At 65.8% G+C, this 18679-nt stretch carries 14 protein-coding genes; 6 read left to right on the top strand and 8 right to left on the bottom strand.

Annotation, left to right across the window (positions count from 1 at the left end):
* Positions 1–426 precede the first annotated feature (426 nt).
* From F8O06_RS11460 to F8O06_RS11445, 4 genes are all read left to right on the top strand, one after another.
* Entirely contained in the window at positions 427–1848 is a 1422-nt protein-coding gene (locus F8O06_RS11460; protein WP_158038671.1) for a Na+/H+ antiporter NhaC family protein, read from the top strand.
* Between the two features lie 134 nt (positions 1849–1982).
* On the top strand, positions 1983–3578 hold the full coding sequence (locus tag F8O06_RS11455) for an N-acyl-D-amino-acid deacylase family protein (protein ID WP_158038670.1): 1596 nt from the start codon (positions 1983–1985) through the stop codon (positions 3576–3578).
* Entirely contained in the window at positions 3571–4776 is a 1206-nt protein-coding gene (locus F8O06_RS11450; protein WP_158038669.1) for an amidohydrolase, read from the top strand. Before F8O06_RS11455 ends, F8O06_RS11450 begins: the two co-directional genes overlap by 8 nt.
* Positions 4777–4816: 40 nt before the next feature.
* Complete coding sequence (locus F8O06_RS11445; protein WP_225733491.1) at positions 4817–6175, top strand: aminopeptidase C; 1359 nt, start codon at positions 4817–4819, stop codon at positions 6173–6175.
* A gap of 18 nt (positions 6176–6193) precedes the next feature.
* On the opposite strand, the gene F8O06_RS11440 is transcribed toward F8O06_RS11445, so the two are convergent.
* From F8O06_RS11440 to F8O06_RS11410, 7 genes are all read right to left on the bottom strand, one after another.
* On the bottom strand, positions 6194–7786 hold the full coding sequence (locus F8O06_RS11440; protein ID WP_158038667.1) for a serine hydrolase domain-containing protein: 1593 nt from the start codon (positions 7784–7786) through the stop codon (positions 6194–6196).
* A complete protein-coding gene (locus F8O06_RS11435) occupies positions 7783–8529 on the bottom strand; it encodes a type 1 glutamine amidotransferase (RefSeq protein WP_158038666.1) in 747 nt (248 codons plus the stop codon). Before F8O06_RS11435 ends, F8O06_RS11440 begins: the two co-directional genes overlap by 4 nt.
* A 123-nt stretch (positions 8530–8652) precedes the next feature.
* Positions 8653–9741: a dipeptidase gene (locus F8O06_RS11430; protein ID WP_225733490.1), complete on the bottom strand. Its 1089-nt coding sequence runs from the start codon at positions 9739–9741 to the stop codon at positions 8653–8655.
* Between the two features lie 52 nt (positions 9742–9793).
* Complete coding sequence (locus F8O06_RS11425) at positions 9794–10672, bottom strand: aminodeoxychorismate lyase (protein ID WP_158038665.1); 879 nt, start codon at positions 10670–10672, stop codon at positions 9794–9796.
* 99 nt (positions 10673–10771) lie between these two features.
* A complete protein-coding gene (gene menC / locus F8O06_RS11420) occupies positions 10772–11944 on the bottom strand; it encodes an o-succinylbenzoate synthase (RefSeq protein WP_158038664.1) in 1173 nt (390 codons plus the stop codon).
* Positions 11941–12744: a MurR/RpiR family transcriptional regulator gene (locus F8O06_RS11415; protein WP_225733489.1), complete on the bottom strand. Its 804-nt coding sequence runs from the start codon at positions 12742–12744 to the stop codon at positions 11941–11943. Before F8O06_RS11415 ends, menC begins: the two co-directional genes overlap by 4 nt.
* On the bottom strand, positions 12741–13595 hold the full coding sequence (locus F8O06_RS11410) for a GNAT family N-acetyltransferase (protein ID WP_192496941.1): 855 nt from the start codon (positions 13593–13595) through the stop codon (positions 12741–12743). Before F8O06_RS11410 ends, F8O06_RS11415 begins: the two co-directional genes overlap by 4 nt.
* A gap of 505 nt (positions 13596–14100) precedes the next feature.
* On the opposite strand from F8O06_RS11410, the gene F8O06_RS11405 reads away from it, so the two are divergent.
* The gene (locus F8O06_RS11405; protein ID WP_158038662.1) at positions 14101–15333 is read left to right on the top strand and encodes a M20/M25/M40 family metallo-hydrolase; all 1233 of its coding nucleotides are present in this window, start codon (positions 14101–14103) and stop codon (positions 15331–15333) included.
* A 10-nt stretch (positions 15334–15343) separates the two neighbouring features.
* On the opposite strand, the gene F8O06_RS11400 is transcribed toward F8O06_RS11405, so the two are convergent.
* Complete coding sequence (locus F8O06_RS11400) at positions 15344–16492, bottom strand: C39 family peptidase (protein WP_192496940.1); 1149 nt, start codon at positions 16490–16492, stop codon at positions 15344–15346.
* Positions 16493–16776: 284 nt separating this feature from the next.
* On the opposite strand from F8O06_RS11400, the gene F8O06_RS11395 reads away from it, so the two are divergent.
* Entirely contained in the window at positions 16777–18624 is a 1848-nt protein-coding gene (locus F8O06_RS11395; RefSeq protein ID WP_158038660.1) for an ABC transporter substrate-binding protein, read from the top strand.
* Positions 18625–18679: the final 55 nt, after the last annotated feature.

The raw sequence follows: 18679 nt of genomic DNA, 5'->3' as shown, positions 1-18679 counted from the left end.
CCCGGTTGGTGTCGGGCCCTCCCCTCCCCCGCGCCGGGGACACAGAAACATCTTGTGTCTGTCCCCGCGGCTCTCTCGTTAAGCCCGTTCTCTGCGAGCATCGCACCGCGGCCCTGACCCGCCAGGCCGTCGCGACCGATCCGGCTCACGTTCGGGAAAGTTCGGCCTCTGAGCGGCATCAGCAGGACTCGAAGAAGCTATACGATTCATATGATCACTAAGGTGTGGCTCATATGTAGCGAGAATGTCCTCGTCGAGCACGTCGCCTCCCTAGATATATCCGGCAAATGCGCCTGTAATCGTATATTTGCGCCCGAGATCGGTGACGAGCGTTCGCTGTCGACTTTAGGATTCGAAACACAACTGCAACATCCTTGCATTAGCTTGGCCTGAGCTCGGCTGTAGATCCCCCGCGGAAGGAACCTGATGTCCACAGCGCTGCATGCCCACCTCGAGAAGAGAGGCCCGCTCTCGACGAAAGAGCGCATCACCTATGTGATCGCCCTGGTCGGTATCGTCGCCTCAGCTGTACTCGGCGCGTTCAACAGCGCTCCCACGCTTTGGGGAGTGCTGCCGATCGTTCTCTACGCCGTGCTCTGCCTGATGGGCATGGACGTCGTGATCGCCACGGTCGCGGCGATCATCGCAGGCTTTGCCATGCTGCATCCCAGCCCGAAAGACGCCGGGGTCATGCTCGGCGACTCTTTGGCAGACTCGCTCGTGGTCATCGGTCTCATCATCATGCTTGGTGCCGGTGTGGGTGAGGTGCTGCGCGAGACGGGAGTCGCCGAGAAGATCGTGCGAAGCATCATGGGCCTGGTCGGCGGCCGTGGCCAGACCGCGATCAGCATCGGCATCATGGTGTCATGCCTGGTTCTGGTGCTGAGTCTCGGCACACTGGCCGGTGCGCTGGCGATCGCAGCACCCGTGCTGATTCCGATCGCAGCTCGCGTGGGCTTCACGAAGTCTGCGACTGCATCGATGATGTTCACCGGTGGATGCGCCGGTCTCGCTCTCGCTCCGTTCGCCGGTTCGAACGTGGTCATCATGGAGGCTGCCGAGGTCGGGTATCTCGACTTCGTCATCTACGGTGCCGGCCCGCTTGCTCTGCTCACCATGATCTTGGGCGTCTTCGTCGTGCGTTGGATGCAGAAGCGCACGAAGGACGATGCGAGCGACTACTACGAGACGATCGAGCCGGTGCAGAGCGAACCCGGTGAGAAGCGCCGTGTGGGCGCGGCCACTCTTGCCTTCGTGATCACGTTGGTCGTCAGCGTCGCCTATGCGATCGTCTCGAACTCGGGAACGACGTTCCCGCTGTTGGCCCTGCCTGTCATCGCCGTGGCCACGGGCCTGGCCGGCGGCCTGTCGCTCGTCGGTGTGCTCAAGCGCATGTACGACGGGATGTCGGGCATGATCAGCATGTTCGCACTGTTCTGGCTGCTGGCCGTGCTCTTCGCACAGATCGACGCATTGGCTCCGTTCCAGGTCATCCTCGACAGCTTCGGCGACAGCCTCGCCAGCGGATCGGCCTATGCGTTCACCATCATCATCGCGCTGCTCGGCTGGGTCGGGGTTCCCGGAGGAACCGCAGCACAGGTGGTGCTCATCGACAAAGTGTTCGGGGGCATCGGAGCCGCCCTCGGCGTTCCGGCCAGCGCCTGGGTCATCGTGCTGCTCTTCGCCTCGAAGGCCGACACCTATGGTCCGTTCCCGAACGGCAACATGATCGGAGCCATGGGTCTCGCAGGGTCGAGAAACCTGAAGAACATGATCATCACCGGATGGCTGCTGCTTGTGCCGACCTGTCTGATGTACTTGGTCATTCTCTTCTTCGAGACCCGATGAGTCTCTCTCGCTGATCAGCGATGAGTCTGCGCCGCCTCTGACACCATGTCGCGGTGCAGACTCATCGCCCGTATCAATGACCATCTGCACAATCGACAATTACGCGACAATCACGAACTGAGGAGTCGGAACCCATGGCTGAATGCGATCTCTCTTTCGATTCGGCGACCGTCATCGACGGAACGGGGCGCGCGCCGTTCACCGCCAACGTCGGCGTCAGCGACGGAATCATCGTCGCGATCACCACAGAGCCGCTCGCAGCACGAGAGCACGTCAACGCAGTGGGAAAGGTCGTGTGCCCGGGATTCATCGATCTGCATTCGCACGCTGACTTCTCGATTCAGGGAGCGGCCTCGGCAGAGACACAGCTCACACAGGGAGTCACCACTTTGGTGACGGGAAACTGCGGCTTCTCGCCGTTTCCCGTGATCGATCTCGACATGATGCGCGAATCCATCGGCTTCATGGATACGTCTGGGACGACGTTCGACTGGACGGACCTGCGTGGCTTCCGGCGTGCGATCAATGCCGCGCAGCCCGCTGTCAACATCGCTCCACAGGTCGGACACAATGCGCTGCGCATCGCCGCATTGGGCATGGAACGACGACCGCCGACAGAACCTGAGTTCGCACTCATGCAGGCCATGCTGGAGCAGGCGGCTGGCGATGGCGCCTTCGGCTTCACCTCGGGGCTGATTTACACCCCGGGCGTCTTCGCCGACGCCGAAGAGCTGCGGGCGCTCGCGGCGACTGCGCATAGAAGTGGCATGCTCTACTCGACGCATATGCGCAACGAGACGAACCGTCTGGTCGATGCCGTCGACGAAGCCCTCGACGTCGCCCGTGCCACAGGGGTTCGACTCGAGATCTCTCACCTGAAGGCCATGGGGCCCGAGAACCACGGAACAGTCGTCGATGCGCTCGACCGTATCGAGGCAGCGAGAGCGGAGGGCGTCGATGCGACCACCGACGTCTACCCGTATACGGCATCCAGCACCACGCTGACATCGCGGATGCCGCCGTGGGCCATGGACGGCGGGCCTGAGGCACTGGTGCGCCGACTCGGTCACACCGAGACGCGCGCCAAGATCGCGGGTGAGCTGGCTGCTCGCTTCGGGCACGATATCGACCCGGCCGGAGTCATCATCGCCGACCTCCCGGCCGGGCGCTACTCTTGGGCCGTCGGGCACTCGCTCGTGGACATCGGAGCTCGTGAAGGGTGCACTGCGCAGGAGGCGGCCCTGCGGGTTCTCGAACACCACCATGCGGCCGTCTCGATCATTAACCACTCGATGGCCGAAGCCGACGTGCGCACCATTCTGCGGCATCCGATCACTGCCGTCGCCAGTGACGGCTGGATACTCGACATGAGTCGCGAGGGCAATCCGCACCCACGCAGCTTCGGCACGTTCACCCGTGTGCTCGGGCATTACGCCCGTGAGACGGATGTGCTCGATCTCGTCGAGGCCGTGCGCAAGATGACGTCACTGCCGGCATCTCGGATCGGGCTGGCGAGGCGGGGACGTGTCGCCACCGGAGCGATCGCCGATCTCGTCATGTTCGACCCGATCACGGTGGCCGACCGGTCGACCTACCAGAGCCCATGGCAGCTGTCAGTGGGCATCGAACGGGTGCTGGTCGCCGGAGTGACCGCTCTCAACGACGGACGCCCCACGGGCGCGCGGGCCGGGAGCGTGCTCGACCGCAGAACGGAGGCTGCTCATGCATGATCTGCTGACCGAACACCTGCGCAGGCGGCTGGCAGAGAGCACCGCCACCGACACCGAGCGACGCAGCGTGGCAGGCATGCTGTCAGAGCTGAGTGCGGTGCACAGCCTGTCGCAGGCCGTTCACGACGACCCTGAGACCGCGTTCGACGAGCATCGAAGCGCGCAGCGAGCCCGTGACTTTCTCGGCCAGCGCGGGTTCGTCGTCGAAGACGTCGCCGATCTGCCCACAGCCTTCACCGCCGTGTACGACGCAGGCGAACCCGCGGGCAGTGATCCGTTCACGGTTGCCGTCTGTCTGGAGTACGACGCACTGCCGCAGATCGGCCATGCGTGCGGGCACAACATCATTCTGGGGCAGGGGCTCCTGACCGCTGTCGGGCTGGCAGCAGTCGCCGAAGAGACCGGCATACGGGTCGTCGTCATCGGCTGCCCCGCCGAAGAGCACGGTGGCGGCAAGATTCTGCTGCTGGAGCAGGGCGCCTTCGACGACGCAGACATCGCGATCATGGCCCACCCCGTGCCTGACGGATACAGCTACGACGCCCACAGCGCCCGATCGCTCGCAATCGGGCGCTTCCGCGCGGAGTTCACCGGAGTCTCAGCACACGCAGCGGCAGCACCTCATCTGGGCCGCAACGCCAATGATGCGGCAGTCATCGCGCAGGTCGCGGCAGGGCTGCTGCGTCAGCAGATTCGGCCGCAGGAGCGCATGTCGCTCATCGCGCGAGACGGGGGATGCGCCACCAACGTCATCTCTGACCATGCAGTTCTCGACTTCGAGTTCAGAAGTGACACGCTCACGGGCTTTGCTGCGTTGTCAGCACGCGTGACGCGCTGCCTCGAGGGCGCCGCGCATGCGGCCAACGTCGAACTCGCCATCACCTCGACCGAGCCGACATACGAACCACTGGCGCAAGACCCGGCGCTCGCCGATGCCTGGAACGAGGTGATGTCCCGGTTCGGTCGATCGCTGCTGCCCGACCGGCTGCCGGTGCCGGGCTCCACAGACATGGGCAATGTCTCCCAGCGCATCCCGAGCCTGCACCCATGGGTCAGCATTCCGGGAGTGCAGCATCCACTGCACTCTCAGGGGTTCTGCGCGGCAGCCGATACGATCGTCGCCTATGAGACGATGATCGACACGGCACTCGGACTCACCTGGGCCGCCCTTGCCTCGACCCCGAGAAGCCGCGAGTGACCTCGCACCGCCAACTCCACCAGAGATGAAAGAAGCAACTGTGTCCATTCCCGAATCCTCCCTCTCACCTGATCTGCTCGGTCAGCTCCGACAGCAGTTTCTCGCCGACCCCGCACGTGTGCGCGCGGAGAACGCCGTCACCAAGTCGAAGATCGACGACATCGCGCTGAATCGTCAGCGTCTGATCGACACGCCTCGCAGCATGTCGAATCGCCTTGACGACTGGGAGGCCGCCAACCAGAAGAACAGCGGGCGATGCTGGCTCTTCGCCGCGCTCAACCTGCTGCGCAGCGACACGCGAAAGAAGCTGGGGGTCAAGAACTTCGAGTTCAGCCAGAACCATGCCATGTACTGGGACAAGATCGAGCGAGCCAACTACTTTCTCGAAGACGTCATCGCCCTGGCCGACCGTGAGCCGGATGACCGCCTCATGTCGTTTCTGCTGAAGAACCTGCTGAGCGACGGCGGGCAGTGGAACATGGAGGTCAGCGTCTTTCTGAAGCACGGCGTGGTGCCCAAAGAGGTCATGCCAGAGACCGAGTCGTCGGGCAATACGAGCCGCATGAACTCATCGCTCAGCACCCTGCTGCGCAAGGGCGCCAAAGAGCTGCGCGAACTCGTGCGATCCGGCGCCAGCCTCGACGACGCCCGTGCGTTCAAAGACCGCCTGCTGGCCGATACACACACCATTCTGACCATTCACCTCGGTGTGCCGCCGACCGAGTTCGAATGGCAGTGGAACGACGACAAGAACGAGTTCCATCGTGCGGGCGTGTTCACCCCCCAGCAGTTCCTCGCGGAGTACACCGACATCGACCTGCGCGACTACATCTGCCTCGTCGACGACCCGCGCCCTGAGCATCCCAAAGGCTCGACGCTCACCGTCGCCCACTTGGGCAACGTCGTCGGCGGAGACCCGGTGCTCTACCTCAACGCAGACATCGACACGATCAAGAGCGTCACGGCGGCCACGATCGCCGACGGCGAGCCGGTCTGGTTCGGCTGCGACGTCGACCCGCAGTTCTACCGGGAAGACGGCGTCTGGGCTGCCGACCTGTTCGACTACTCCGGCGTGTACGGCGTTGATCTGAGCACGACGAAAGAAGACCGCATTCGCTACGGCGACAGCGAGATGACGCACGCGATGCTCTTCACCGGCGTCGACCTGGCCAGCGACGATGCAGAGCAGCCCGGCGCACCCCGTCGCTGGCGAGTCGAGAACAGCTGGGGCATCGAGAAGTTCGACAAGGGCTTCTGCACCATGCACGATTCCTGGTTCGACGAGTACGTCTTCGAGGTCGTCGTTCGCAAAGACCGTCTGCCCGCCGAGCTGCAGGCCGCGATCAGCGCCGAGCCGATCGTGCTCGACGCGTGGGATCCGATGGGCGCGCTCGCCTGACCTTGCCGGGTGGCTGCCTCACCGACCAGGTTCGGCAGTCACCGGCAGGCTGCGCATGGCACTCGGCCGATCGTCGGCACCGGCGTCTCCCGCGACCACGCTGAATGCCTGGACGAGCGGGTGACTCAGCCCGACCATCCGCAGCGTGCAGATCAGCTCGCCGGCTGCACCCGGCACACGCCAGCGCAGCACGGCCTCAGTGGGCGCGTCGATCAGGCGGGCTTCGAGGGCGGATGCTGCGGTCGGCACGCCCCCGACGCGCGCCCTGGCAGCGTTCAGAGCGGCGTCTCTCACATCGACGGGCTCGTCAGTGAGGACGTTTCGTGCGAAGAGATCGCTGAGCGATGCGATCGACTGCTCGCCGGTGCGCACGTGCGCATCGAGCAGCCGGGCGGCGCGCAGCGTTTCGGGCCATGGGCGCAGCTGAGCCCCGAGCACACCGGCAGGCTCGGCTCGGCTCGGCTCGGCAGCTGATGTGAGCACGACCTCGTCGAGCAGCCGGTCGTGCACGTCGATCGCGATGGCTGCGGCACTGGTGGCGTCGCTGTTGCCGAAGACGACCACACCCACGCCGCTGTCGACGTGCCAGCGCATATGCGAGGTGAACCCGGGCAGCCCTCCCGAGTGCTGCACGATGCGCCCGAGACGTCGATGGTGTTCGACGACCAGACCGTAGCCGTATCCGGCACCGGTGAGCGGCCGGCTCGACAGCCGTTCGTCAGTGCCGGCGATGATGGTGTGCACTCGCTGCAGCTCGCGACGCGCCGCAGCCGAGAGCACGTCTTCGCTCAGCGGGTGGTCTGTGAAGGCGGAGCGCAGAAAACGGCCCCATGCGGCGATGTCGTCGACGGTGCTGAAGAGCGCCCCGATGCAGCCGAGCGCGCCGCAGCCGACATAGGGCTCGTTCGCCCACGACGCGCCGGAATCGAAGGTGCGCCAGCCGGTCGCGGCGTCAGGCCGAGCAGACTCCGTCGCAATGTCGTCGAGTGAGTAGGCGGTGTGGTGCAGGCCCAGGGGGCGCAGCAGCCGCTCTGAGACGAACCGTTCGACGGGCTGCCCGGTCACCTGCTCGATGGCGCGCCCGATCAGCGAGATGCCCAGGTTGGAGTACTGGTAGGTCTCGTCCGGAGGCAGGGCGAGACGAAGTCCGTCGCTCAGCACCCGGCTCATCTCGGCCCGAGAGGCGCCGAGGTGGTTGTCGCCCCAGGGGTTGTCTTCGGCCAGGCCGCCGCGGTTCGACATCAGCATGTCGAGCGTCACGTGCACCGGTCGACCCTGGTAAGTCGCCGCTGCGAACTCGGGTACATAATCGGTGACCGGTGCGTGCATGTCGAGGCGGCCCTCATCTCGCAGCACCAGCGCCGCAGCGCCCAGAAAACTCTTCGACATCGAGGCGATGCGATAGATCGTGTCACGTGTCGGCGTGGCCGCATCTCGTCGCTGGTGACCTCGGCCGATCCAGGCGACCACACCATCCGCGTCGAACACCGCAGCGCTGAACGAGGGCGCCATGCGCAGTGTTGCCGCATCGAGACGCTGCTCGAGCGCCGCCGCACCGGCAGCCGCCAGCGCGTCGCGATCAGGTCGCAGATGATCGACGTGCAGACTCATCGCGAGACCTCGGCGTGCTCGCGCACTTCGCTGGCGAAGGCGTCGGCCAGCGCGCGGCTGATCGCGGTGTTCTCGCCGTCGTGGGCGTCGGCCTCGGCGATCATGTGGGCCAGGTCGAAGTTCTGCTCTGCCAGCGCTGCGTCATCCCAAGTGCGCAGCCGCTCGGCATTCACCTCAGGGTGAAACTGCAGGCCGCGCACATGCCGACCGAGTCGGAAGGCCTGGAACTCGCAGTCGGCGCTGCTGGCCAGCAGCACGGCCTGATCGCCGAGCGCGGTGATGCGATCCTCGTGGTTCTCGATCATGGGCGCAGAGGGGGCCAAGACGCCGATCACCGGGTCTGCCGTTCCCTCCGATGTGGTGCTGATGCGGGTCATCCCTCGCTCTGGCACACCCGTCTTGGCCTTGACTGTGCCGCCGCACACCTGGGCGAGCACCTGACCGCCGAGGCAGATGCCGAGGGTGGGCAGGTCACGGTCGATGGCCTCAGCGGCGAGCCGACGCTCCTGAGCGAGCCAGGGCGCACGCTCGTCATCGTCGGGCATGAGCCCCCCGCCGAGCATCACGAGCCCGTCGTACCCGTCGAGGCCCGCCGGCAGGCCCTCGCTGCCGATCCGTTGGTCGAGGTCGAGTCCGGCCTCTTCAAGCCACCGCTCCAGCCGTCGCAGGCCGCTCGACGTGGAGTTGACGACGACGAGCACACGAGGTGCGGTGCGGGCTGTCAGACGGTCGGTGGTGGTCATGGTCGCTCTCTTCTGTTGGTGCAGCTGGTCTGTAAGTGCAACCGGTCTGCCTATGGAGCCGGTCTGTCGGTGCAGGTGGTCTGTCGATGAATGCTGGTCGTGGGATGCCGCGCGGGCGTGCCCTCAGCGCTCGCCTGCGAGAAAGGCGAGGTGGTTCGCGTCTGAGGCCTCCAGAACGCGCAGCACGTTCTCGTGGGCGACTTTGTCGAGATCTGCGTTCGACCAGCCACGGTCGGCGAGCTCGGCGAGCAGCCGGGGGTAGCCGCTGACGTCGTCGAGTCCGCTGGGCATGCTGCCCGTGCCGTCGTAGTCAGCGCCGATTCCGACGGCGTCGACGCCTGCGAGATCGCGCACGTGCTCGATGTGGTCGGCGACGTCGGCGACGGTCACCATCGGCGGCTCTCCCTGCTCGCCGCCGATGACCCAGTCGCGTCGCGCCTGGCTGACGAACGAGGGCACGAAGGCCACCATGTGCAAGCCTCCGGTGGCACCGATGCGCCGAATCAGCTCGTCAGGCACGTTGCGCGGGTGGTCGCACAGGGCGCGCGCTCCTGAATGGCTCACCAGCACGGGCAGGGTGGATGCGTCGAGCGCGTCGCTCATGGTCGCATCCGAGACGTGGGCGAGGTCGACCAGCATGCCGATGCGGTTCATCTCGGCGACCACCTCCCGGCCGAACTCGCTCAGCCCATGACTGCGCGGTTCGTCAGTTGACGAGTCTGCCCACGGAATCGTCTGAGCCCAGGTGAGCGTCATATAGCGGGCGCCGAGCCGGGCGTACGAGCGCAGTACGCCAAGCGACTCGTCGATCTGGTCGCCGCCCTCGATGCCGATCAGCGATGCGATACGGCCGCGCTGCATGGCCTGCCGAGCGTCTGCCGCAGTGCGGGCCAGCTGCAGATCGTCGGGATACTGCGCCGCCAGCCGATGCACGAAGTCGATCTGCTCCAGCGTCGCGGTCACCTGCTCGGCGCCGTGCAGCGCCTCGTCGTCGACCCAGACCGACCAGAACTGGCCACCGACGCGACCGGCTCTCAGCCGTGGCAGGTCGGTGTGCAGATCTGGCAGACCCGTTCCGACTCCGTCGACACGGTAGTCGTGGTGCTCGCGGCAGGCCCAGGCAAGGTCGTTGTGCCCGTCGAAGACGAGCGGCAGCTCGGCTGCTGCGGGGAATGCCGCTGATGCGGAATCAGTGAGGCTCTGTGACGACATGGTGCTCCTCTGTGCTGCTGTGCTTGCGCGTGTGCTGCTGTGCTTGCGCGTGCTACTTCGTGCGCACCAGCAGCGCGTCGTTCAGCTGATCGGTGATCTCACGAGCGATCGGCATGGCCTGCCCATCAAGCTCGCGAACGGGAGCCGCGCACCGGGTGCTCGACAGCATCCACAGGCCGTCGACACGACCCAGCTCGTCGGCGGTGACCTCACGGTACTCGGTCTCATGGCCCAGTGACTCGAGCACGGCGAACGCGTCGGCCTGCGTGGTGCCCGCGAGGATGCCCTGGTCGGTCGACGGGGTGACGAAGCGCCCGTCGATGAGCAGGATCACGCTCGAGGTCGGCCCCTCGAGCACGAAGCCGTCACTGCTGATGAAGATGACGTCGTCGGCGCCGCGCCGCGCGGCCTCGCGCAGCACGGCCTTGTTCACCGCGTATGACAGAGTCTTCGCGCCCTGCAGCAGCCAGGGCGAAGTCTTCGCCACGTCGTGACGGTAGCCGCGGTCGAGAGTGACGGCTGAGATGCCATGCTCACGCTCGCCGTCGTGCTCATCGCCTTCGAAGACGTACACCCAGCCGACCGGCACCCCGGTGCCTTCGATTCCGCGGGTCATGATGAACTTCGCCGAGAGCAGATCAGCCGGCTCGTGTGCGGCGACGGCGGCCTCGATGGCCGCCTGCCAGACGTCGAGCCGCGGCTTCGGCAGATCGAGCATGGCGGCCGAGTGCGCGAAGCGGGCGAGATGCGCGTCGATGGCCATCAGAATGCCGTGCTGGACGCCAGCCGTCTCGAAGATGCCGTCACCGCGGGTGACGCTCAGATCCATGACGTTGATGTGCGGCGCATCAGGATCGGCCTGGTGGAACCGCTGTTCAGCGCTGACGCCTTCGGCGAGTTCGTCGACGAAGAACAGGACTGGTGCTGACATTGTGACTTCTTTCGTGCGGGTGCTGGTGTGCTTGTGGTGGGAGACAGGGCGGGGGAAGCTGTACGCGGTTCCGTCGAGATGTACGCGGTTTCGCTGGGATCAGGCCGATGTGAGCGGAACCGTGTGCATCTCAGCGGATCCGTGCGGAGCCGACTCCGCCAGATCGGTGTCGAGGTGGCGCAGCCGGTTCTCGGCGACCCAATCGGCGTCGACCTCGTGTCCGATGCCCGGGGCCGACGGCACGGCCACGGTGCCGTCGTGCGCGACGACCGGCGGCACGATGACGTCGCGAGCGTAGTACTTGTCCGAGCCTGAGACGTCTGAGGGCAGCGTGAAGCCTGGCAGCGACGAGATGGCCACGTTGGCAGCGCGCCCCACGCCGAACTCGTGCATGCCGCCGCACCAGACGGGGATGCCATGCTCGGTCGCAAGGTCGTGTGCCGCCTTCGCGACGGTGAGCCCGCCCATGCGCGACACCTTGATGTTGAGCACGCGGCCGGCGTCGAGCGCGATCATGGTCTGCAGATCGTCGAGCGAGACCACCGACTCGTCGAGGCACACCGGAGTCTGCAGACGCTGCTGCAGTCGGGCGTGCCCCACGAAGTCGCGTGGGGCGAAAGGCTGCTCGATCATCGTCAGATGCGCCGCGTCAAGGCCCAACAGGTAGTCGATCGTCTGGTCGTCGCTGGTGTACGCGCCGTTGGCGTCGACGTGCAGATCGATGTCGGGGTGCGCGGCACGCACTGCGTGAACCGGCTCGAGATCCCACCCCGGTGCGATCTTCAGCTTGATGCGGTGGTAACCGGCGACCAGCTGCTTCTCGACCTGCTCGAGCAGCGCGTCGATGGTCGGCTCGATGCCGAGAGACACGCCCGCGCGCACCTCGTGCCGGGTGCCGCCCAGCGCCGATGCCAGCGAGACGCCCTCGGCCTTCGCCCACAGGTCCCAGGCCGCGCCGACGAAGCCGGCCTTGGTGAACTCGTGACCGCGGATCTTCGCCCAGGCGGTCTCGAGCTCGGCAGGCGTCGCCCAGTCGGCATCCAGCGCACGGGGCACGAGGTAGCGCTCTGAGATCAGCCAGGCGGTGTCGGTCGTCTCTGGGCAGTAGAAGGGGTCGGCGGGTGAGGCGATCTCACCCCAGCCGGTGCGACCTGCGTCGTCGGTCAGCTCGACCAGAATGTGATCGAGACTCGACTTGCGATGCGAGCTGGTCTGAAAGCTGTGCACGAGTGGCAGACGCACCTCGTGCAGCTGGATGCGGGTGATCTTCATCGGTCGGAGTTCCCTCTCTGGTGGTCGTGCTTGCGGTGCTTTCGGGTTGCGCTGCGCCGCGCGCCCGCGCGTCGGTCGCCCTTGTCTGCGGGGTCGCTGTCGGCGGCGGATGCGTCGGTTGCGACCGGCTCTGCATGATACAGCCCCAGCGTGGCGCTGATGCGATCGCGCAGGGTCAGCCGTCGTCGGGCGCCTTTGGCGCTCGCGGCGGTGAGCGCGCTGAGCACGTGGCAGACGGCTGCCACGGATGTGGGGGAGTCGGCATAGGAGGCCGAACCGGTCTGCACGATCACGAGGCATGACGCCAGCGACGCAAGCGGGGCATCCGCCGAGTCGGTGACGACCACCAGCGTGCCGCCGGCCTCGGCGAACAGGCGACCGAAGCGCACGCTCTCGGCGCGGTAGCGACGCAGCGAGAAGACCACGAGCACGTCGGTGGCGCGCACGTCGGTGAGCACGGTGAGCTCGGTCAACGACTGGCCGTCGACGCTGAACACGTTCGAGAGTGCCGCCGAGAGGTCGGCGGCGAGCAGCGCGGCGTAGGTCGCCGACTTGCCTGCGCCCACGATATAGCGACGACGAGCGCCGAGCAGGGCGGCAGCGGCCGCCGGCAGAGCGCCCGATTCGGTCAGATGCTCGAACGTGGTGTTGAGCGAGGCGACCTCAGCCTGCATCAGACGGGTCTGCAGCACCTCTGCGGTGGCGTTCGTCTTGAGACGTTCGCCGAACCGGTCGTGCGGTGATGAGAGGGCGCGGTCGTGCAGGCGCTCGGCTCGTTCCTGTGGGGTGTCTGGCGTCACTTTGCGGCCTTCTTCGGTGCAGGCGTCGGGGCATCATCGGCTCGTTCCACCGCGAGGTAGACCGACGTCTCAGCGGTCAGACGCCGGCAGCTCACGATGACGAAGCCCTGGTCGTACAGGTCGTGCAGGCTCGACCGCAGGTTGGCCCGGCCCCAGCTGATCGCCTCTGTCTCGTCGTCGCCAGAGCTGATGCCCGCATCGATCGGCACCCAGCGTCGATCGCCGTCGGCGATCACGTGCCCCCAGTCGCTCTCGCCCAGTGCGGTCTGCGGGGCGAGGCTGCGGTATCGGGCATAGGGGTCGGGGCGGTCGTCCAGAATCCACTCGACGAGCACGCGGTCGGTGCGCTCGCGGCCGTAGTAGTCTTCGACGAACTTCACGCCGACGCCGCCCAGCGAGTTGAAGTTGAAGTGCCCGTTGCGTGAGAGCATCGGGTCGAACGTCCAGTGCATGCGGTGAGAGCCCCAGCCCAGCGCCACCTGCTTCTGCTGCTCTTTGAGCATGCGGCCGATGCCGTGCCCTTGGAATGCCGGATCGACGACGGCTGCCTGAGAGTAATGGAAAGAATGAGTCCCGTCGGTTCCTGGGAAACCGTAGGCGAAGCCGATCAGGTCGCCCGAGGGAGCCCGCACGCCCACCGCTGAGCCGCCGTTGTGCACCAAGGCGCTGAGCAGGTTGCTGTTGAGGGCCAGCCCTTTGTCGCCGTAGCGGAAGACGCGGTTGTAGAGCGCGCTGGCCTCGATGAACTCGGCGTGCTCCGAGAGCGTGCCGCTCCAGAGCGCCAGGTCATGCGGGCCCGCGGCCTCGGCCGCTCGTTTCGAGTCGGGCTGAGAAGTCGTGCAAGTGTTCACAAAAGACGAGTATACGTATCCTATGTTTCAGGTTTGTTAGCAAGATATACGGTGACTCCCGCATTACTTCAGGGAAGGTATCCTCGGTTTATGTGTCACATCGTCGGTGATGGTTATGTGTCGCGTCACCGGTGATGAAGGCGCGACGACGCACTGCATCGGCGGTCGAACCCGGTCGGTCAGGTGCTGCCGGGTCGTGCAGCGTTCTGGTGTAATTCGTACCGAGCGCTGTATCTGAGGTGCAATGAATGTGGTGAACGTCGGATTTCGCCACATTTGTTGCACATCAGTGTGGCCGTGGCAGTGCCGAGAGTGGCGGTGGCAGTGCCGAGAGTGGCGGTGGCAGTGCCGAGAGTGGCGGTGGCAGTGCCGAGAGTGGCCGTGGCAGTGCCGAGCGTGCACGTGCGACTGCCGCGCGGTTCGAGAGTGCAGAAGTCGCAGGGAGCACAGCATGCGTGCAGGGCACGCATGGCGATCGCAGAACGAGAGACTAGAGGAAGCGACGATGAACGCGGTGACGACGAGCAATGAGATCCACGAGCGAGTGCAGAACGGCCGAGAGCAGGTGTTCGAACGGCTGCGCGAGCTGGTCTTGCTTGAGACTCCCTCGTTCGCCCTCGAAGCGTCACGGCAGATCACCGATCTGCTCGGCGCCTGGTTCGAGGCGGTCGGCGGCACGGTCGAGCGTGTCGAGACCGAGGCCGGCGTACACCTGCTGATCGAGGTGCCGGGCACCGGCCGGTTCGACGCGCAGGCCGCCGAATCCGCACCTGGCGCCCCCGTCGCCGCAGCATCCGCCGTTTCGGGCGCGCCGGGCGAGGCCGACCTGCGGCCGCTGCTGCTGATCGGCCATTCCGACACGGTCTGGCCCTTCGGCACGCTGCAGGGCGACGTGCCGTGGGCCGTCGACGGCGACGTCGTTCGGGGGCCGGGCGTCTACGACATGAAGAGCGGTGTGATCTGCATGCTCACCGCGCTCGAGGTGCTGCGAGATCGTGAGCATCGCCCCGTGCGCATCATCATCGTGGCCGACGAAGAGGTCGGGTCGCCGACCTCACAGCAGCTGATGCGGCGTGCGCTGCAGGGCGTCGCCGGAGCGATCGGGTTCGAGTCGCCGCACCCCGACGGAGCGCTGAAAGTGGGTCGTCGCGGCAGCACGCGAGTGCGCATCGCGGTCACCGGGCGTGCCGCCCACGCCGCGCTCGACCCGAAGAAGGGCATCAGTGCGATCGACGAGCTGGTCGACCAGCTCGTGCGGGTGCGTGGCATCGTGGCGGCAGCGAGCGAGCATACCGAGGTGCTGTGCAACTCGGGCACGATCAGCGGCGGTACCCGCGCCAACGTGGTGGCGGCGCAGGCCGAAGCCGAGCTGGGGCTGCGCTTCATCGACGGCGAGTCGGAGCGCACCGTGCTCGACGCCCTGCAGCATCTGACTCCGGTTCGCGAGGGAGCAGTGGTCGACGTCGAGGTGCTCAGCCACCGCCCGGCATGGCTGGCGGGGGATGCCGACGCGGCGCTCTGCGATCGGGTCGCGCGGGCCGGTGCGGCGATGGGGGTCGAGATCTCAGGCCGACCGGCCGCCGGCGCCGGTGACACGAATCTGGTCGGGTCGCTTGGCGTGCCGACCGTGGACGGATTCGGCCCGCTGGGCGGCGGAGCGCATGCGGTGAGCGAACACATCGTGCTGCCGACGCTGTACCAGCGCATCGAAATGCTGGCGGTGCTGCTGTCGGAGTGAGCCGCCCCGCTTACCAGGTCGGCTCGTCGGCGGGCGCGGGCGGAAGCGGCACGTCGGTCGGGTGCACGAGATAGACGGTTCGGTTGCTGCGCCGCCATGCCAGGTCGAAGACTCCGCGAGGGTATGTGCGTCTCACGCCGGCGTCGTCCGGTGCGGCCGGGTCGTTCACGACCACGTCGCCGCTCGCTGTGAAACCCGCGATGACGAGCAGATGCCCGTCGGTCTCGTAGCCGGCCTCTGGCAGCTCGTCGCTGGTGAACGACACTGAGGCCGCCAGGGGAATGCCGCCGTCGGTCAGCGTCTGCGCCTCGGCCAGACTGTGCAGCCGAGTCACGAGAGCCTCGAGGCCCTGACCGTCGGCTTCGCGGCGGCCGACATGGGCGACGTTGAACGACCAGTTTCCGGCGCGCGAGTATGCGGCATCGTAGGTGCGCAGCGCCGTCCACGGCACCGGATGCTCTTTCGTCTCGGCGTCGAGGGGACGACCGCGCCAGAACTCCTGCAGCATCACCATCGAGGTCGGCGAGCACCACGATTCGCCGCCGCCGCCGACCGCTCGGTGAGTGTCGGCGTGCAGCATCTGTGATCGCACCGGCACGGCGAGCGGTGCTGTCCGGGGCTTCCGAGAGGCGTTCGCGCCCTGCTCATTCGCGCCCTGCTCGTGATTCTGGACCTGCTCGTGATGCTGGCACTTGCCGGGCGCGAAACCGGAGAGGGCGGCAAGATGCAGCACGACCTGGACGGCCGCCTCACCGGCTGGCTGCGCATCTGTCTCTATCTTCAGCCGTGCGGCGTTCAGGCGCCTGGGGGCCGCGGCCGTGAGCGTGTCGACCTGCAGAGACACGATCTGCGAAGTCGTCTGTGCGGAGGTGTCGGAGGATTCGCTGGAACGCGTCGTCGCCGACGGCGTGGTGATGTCGGCAGGCAGGTCGTTCCAGTGGGCTGTCGGCAGCCAGCCGGTGGTGGTGCCGTCGTCGAGACGAGCCTCCAGTGAGACGACGACCGTCGCCTCGGGCGGAGCCGAGAGGTTCCAGGAGGGCACGATCTCGGTGGCTCCGAAGTCGAATGTCACCCACGGAGAGATCCACTGGCCCTCGATGGCGAGAGGGCCGGTCATCCGGTGCAGAAGACTATGAGGGGCGTGAGGGGATTCTGGCATGATACGCATCATATATACGTTGCGCCATCGTTCGGCATATGCCCGGCCAGACGAGTAAACTGGTGCAGTGGGAAGCGATGGCGCTGGAAAAGATCCATGATTCATGCAAGGGCGCATGAATTCAACGAGCGATTCTGCTAAGTCACAACATTGTTTCCGATACGTAAAAAGATCAACGAAAGCCCTGTTTCGGTTTGACGTGTGTCGGGCCATCGGCTTGCATCATGTTAGCGAGCTGATGATCCCGTCATGATCATCGATCTCTGAACAAAGGAACAGCTACTATGCGATCTGGAAAAATCTCTCGACGGGTGCGACCGCTGGCCGCAACGTTCACGACCGCGGCACTGGTGATGGGCTCTGCCTTCGGCATCGGCGCTGCGGCATTCGCCGAGCCGGCGCAGTCGTCTGTGACGACGCAGGCAGAGGGCGAGGGCAGCGAACAGGTGCTGCGCATCGCCACGTCGGGCCACGTCGACAGCTTCAACCCGTTCACCTCGATCTACCTGACGCCCACGCAGATTCTGCGCAATGTCTACGAGAACCTGGTGCAGAACGATCAGCAGGACGGATCTCCGACCAAGGGCCTGGCCGACTCATGGACGGTCGAAGAGGACGGCAAACGCTGGGTCTACAAGATGCAGTCCGACCTGAAATGGTCTGACGGCCAGCCGATCACCTCGGCAGACCCGAAGTTCACCTACGAGCAGATGATGAACGACTCAAAGCTCGGCACGGCCAACGGCAACCTGGTCTCGAACTTCGAGAGCGTCGAGGCCCCCGACGACCAGACTCTGGTCATCAACCTCAAGACCCCCCAGGCGCCGAACCCCGGCCTCGAGATTCCGGTGGTGCCGAAGCACGTCTGGGAGGGCATCGCCGACAAGGGCGACTACGCCAACGACACCGATGTCGTGGGGTCAGGGCCGTTCCTGCTCTCGAGCTATTCGGCCAACCAGTCGATCACGCTCAAGGCCAATGACAACTTCTGGCAGGGTCGCCCCAAGATCGACGGCATCCAGTACGTCTACTACACGAACTCAGACGCACAGGTGCAGGCGCTGCGCTCAGGCGACATCGACTTCGTGACCGGGCTGAGCCCGACGCAGTTCAACGCGCTCAACGGCGCCGACGGCGTCACCACCCATTCGGGCGAGGGCCGCAGGTACACCTCGATCAGCATCAACTCCGGGCTCAAGACGCCCGAGGGCGAGGCCTACGGCACCGGATCACCGGCGCTGCAGGACAAAGCCGTGCGACAGGCCATTCGACAGGGCACCGACTCCGAGGCACTGCTCAAACAGGTGCTCGACGGTCAGGGCACTGTGGCGACCAGCTTCATCCCCTCGGCCTTCGACCAGTGGCACCTGCCGGATGACGACTCAGTGATCAAGAGCTTCGACCCGGACGCCGCCAAGCAGCTGCTCGAAAACGACGGCTGGAAGGCCGGCGCCGACGGCATCCGCGAGAAGAACGGGCAGAAGCTGTCGCTGCGACTGCTCGTCGACGCCGACGAACCGACCGAGCAGTCGATCGCCGAGTACTTCAAGCCGTGGATGCAGTCGATCGGCATCGCCGTCGACGTGCAGTCGTCTGACTCCGACACGATCAGCGATCGCGCGGCCAAGGGCGACTACGACATGTACTTCAGCGGCTGGAGCGTGAACCCCGACCCCGACTACCAGCTCGGCATCAACACGTGTGAGAACCTGCCCGATGCCGAAGGAAACAACGGCACCACGCAGGACGGCTACTGCAACCCTGAGTTCGACAAGCTGTACGCACAGCAGCGCTCAGAGCAGGATCATGACAAGCGCACCGAGATCGTTCGCGACATGCTGCGTCTGAACTACGACGACACCGCCCAGGTCGCGCTGTGGTACGGCAAGGCGCTTGAGGCCTACCGCTCGGATCGATTCACCGGATTCGGCACGCAGCCTGCCTCGAACGGCATGATCGCCGGTCAGGCAGGCTACTGGAGCTACATCAACGTCGAGCCGGCGTCAGAGGCAGGCAGCGGGTCAGGCACCGCAGTCGGTCTGTGGGTGGGCGCAGGAGTGCTCGTCGTGGTGATCATCGGCGGCGTCATCTTCTTCGCTCGTCGCAAGAAGCGCGCTGACGACGTCGAATAGGTCGAGAATGCTTCATAGGGGTGCGCTCGCAGAGGTCGGGCGCACCCCGCTTCGT

The sequence above is a fragment of the Pseudoclavibacter sp. CFCC 14310 genome, assembly GCF_008831165.1.
GTDB lineage: Bacteria > Actinomycetota > Actinomycetes > Actinomycetales > Microbacteriaceae > Pseudoclavibacter_A.
This window is presented reverse-complemented; position numbering and strand designations above follow the sequence as displayed.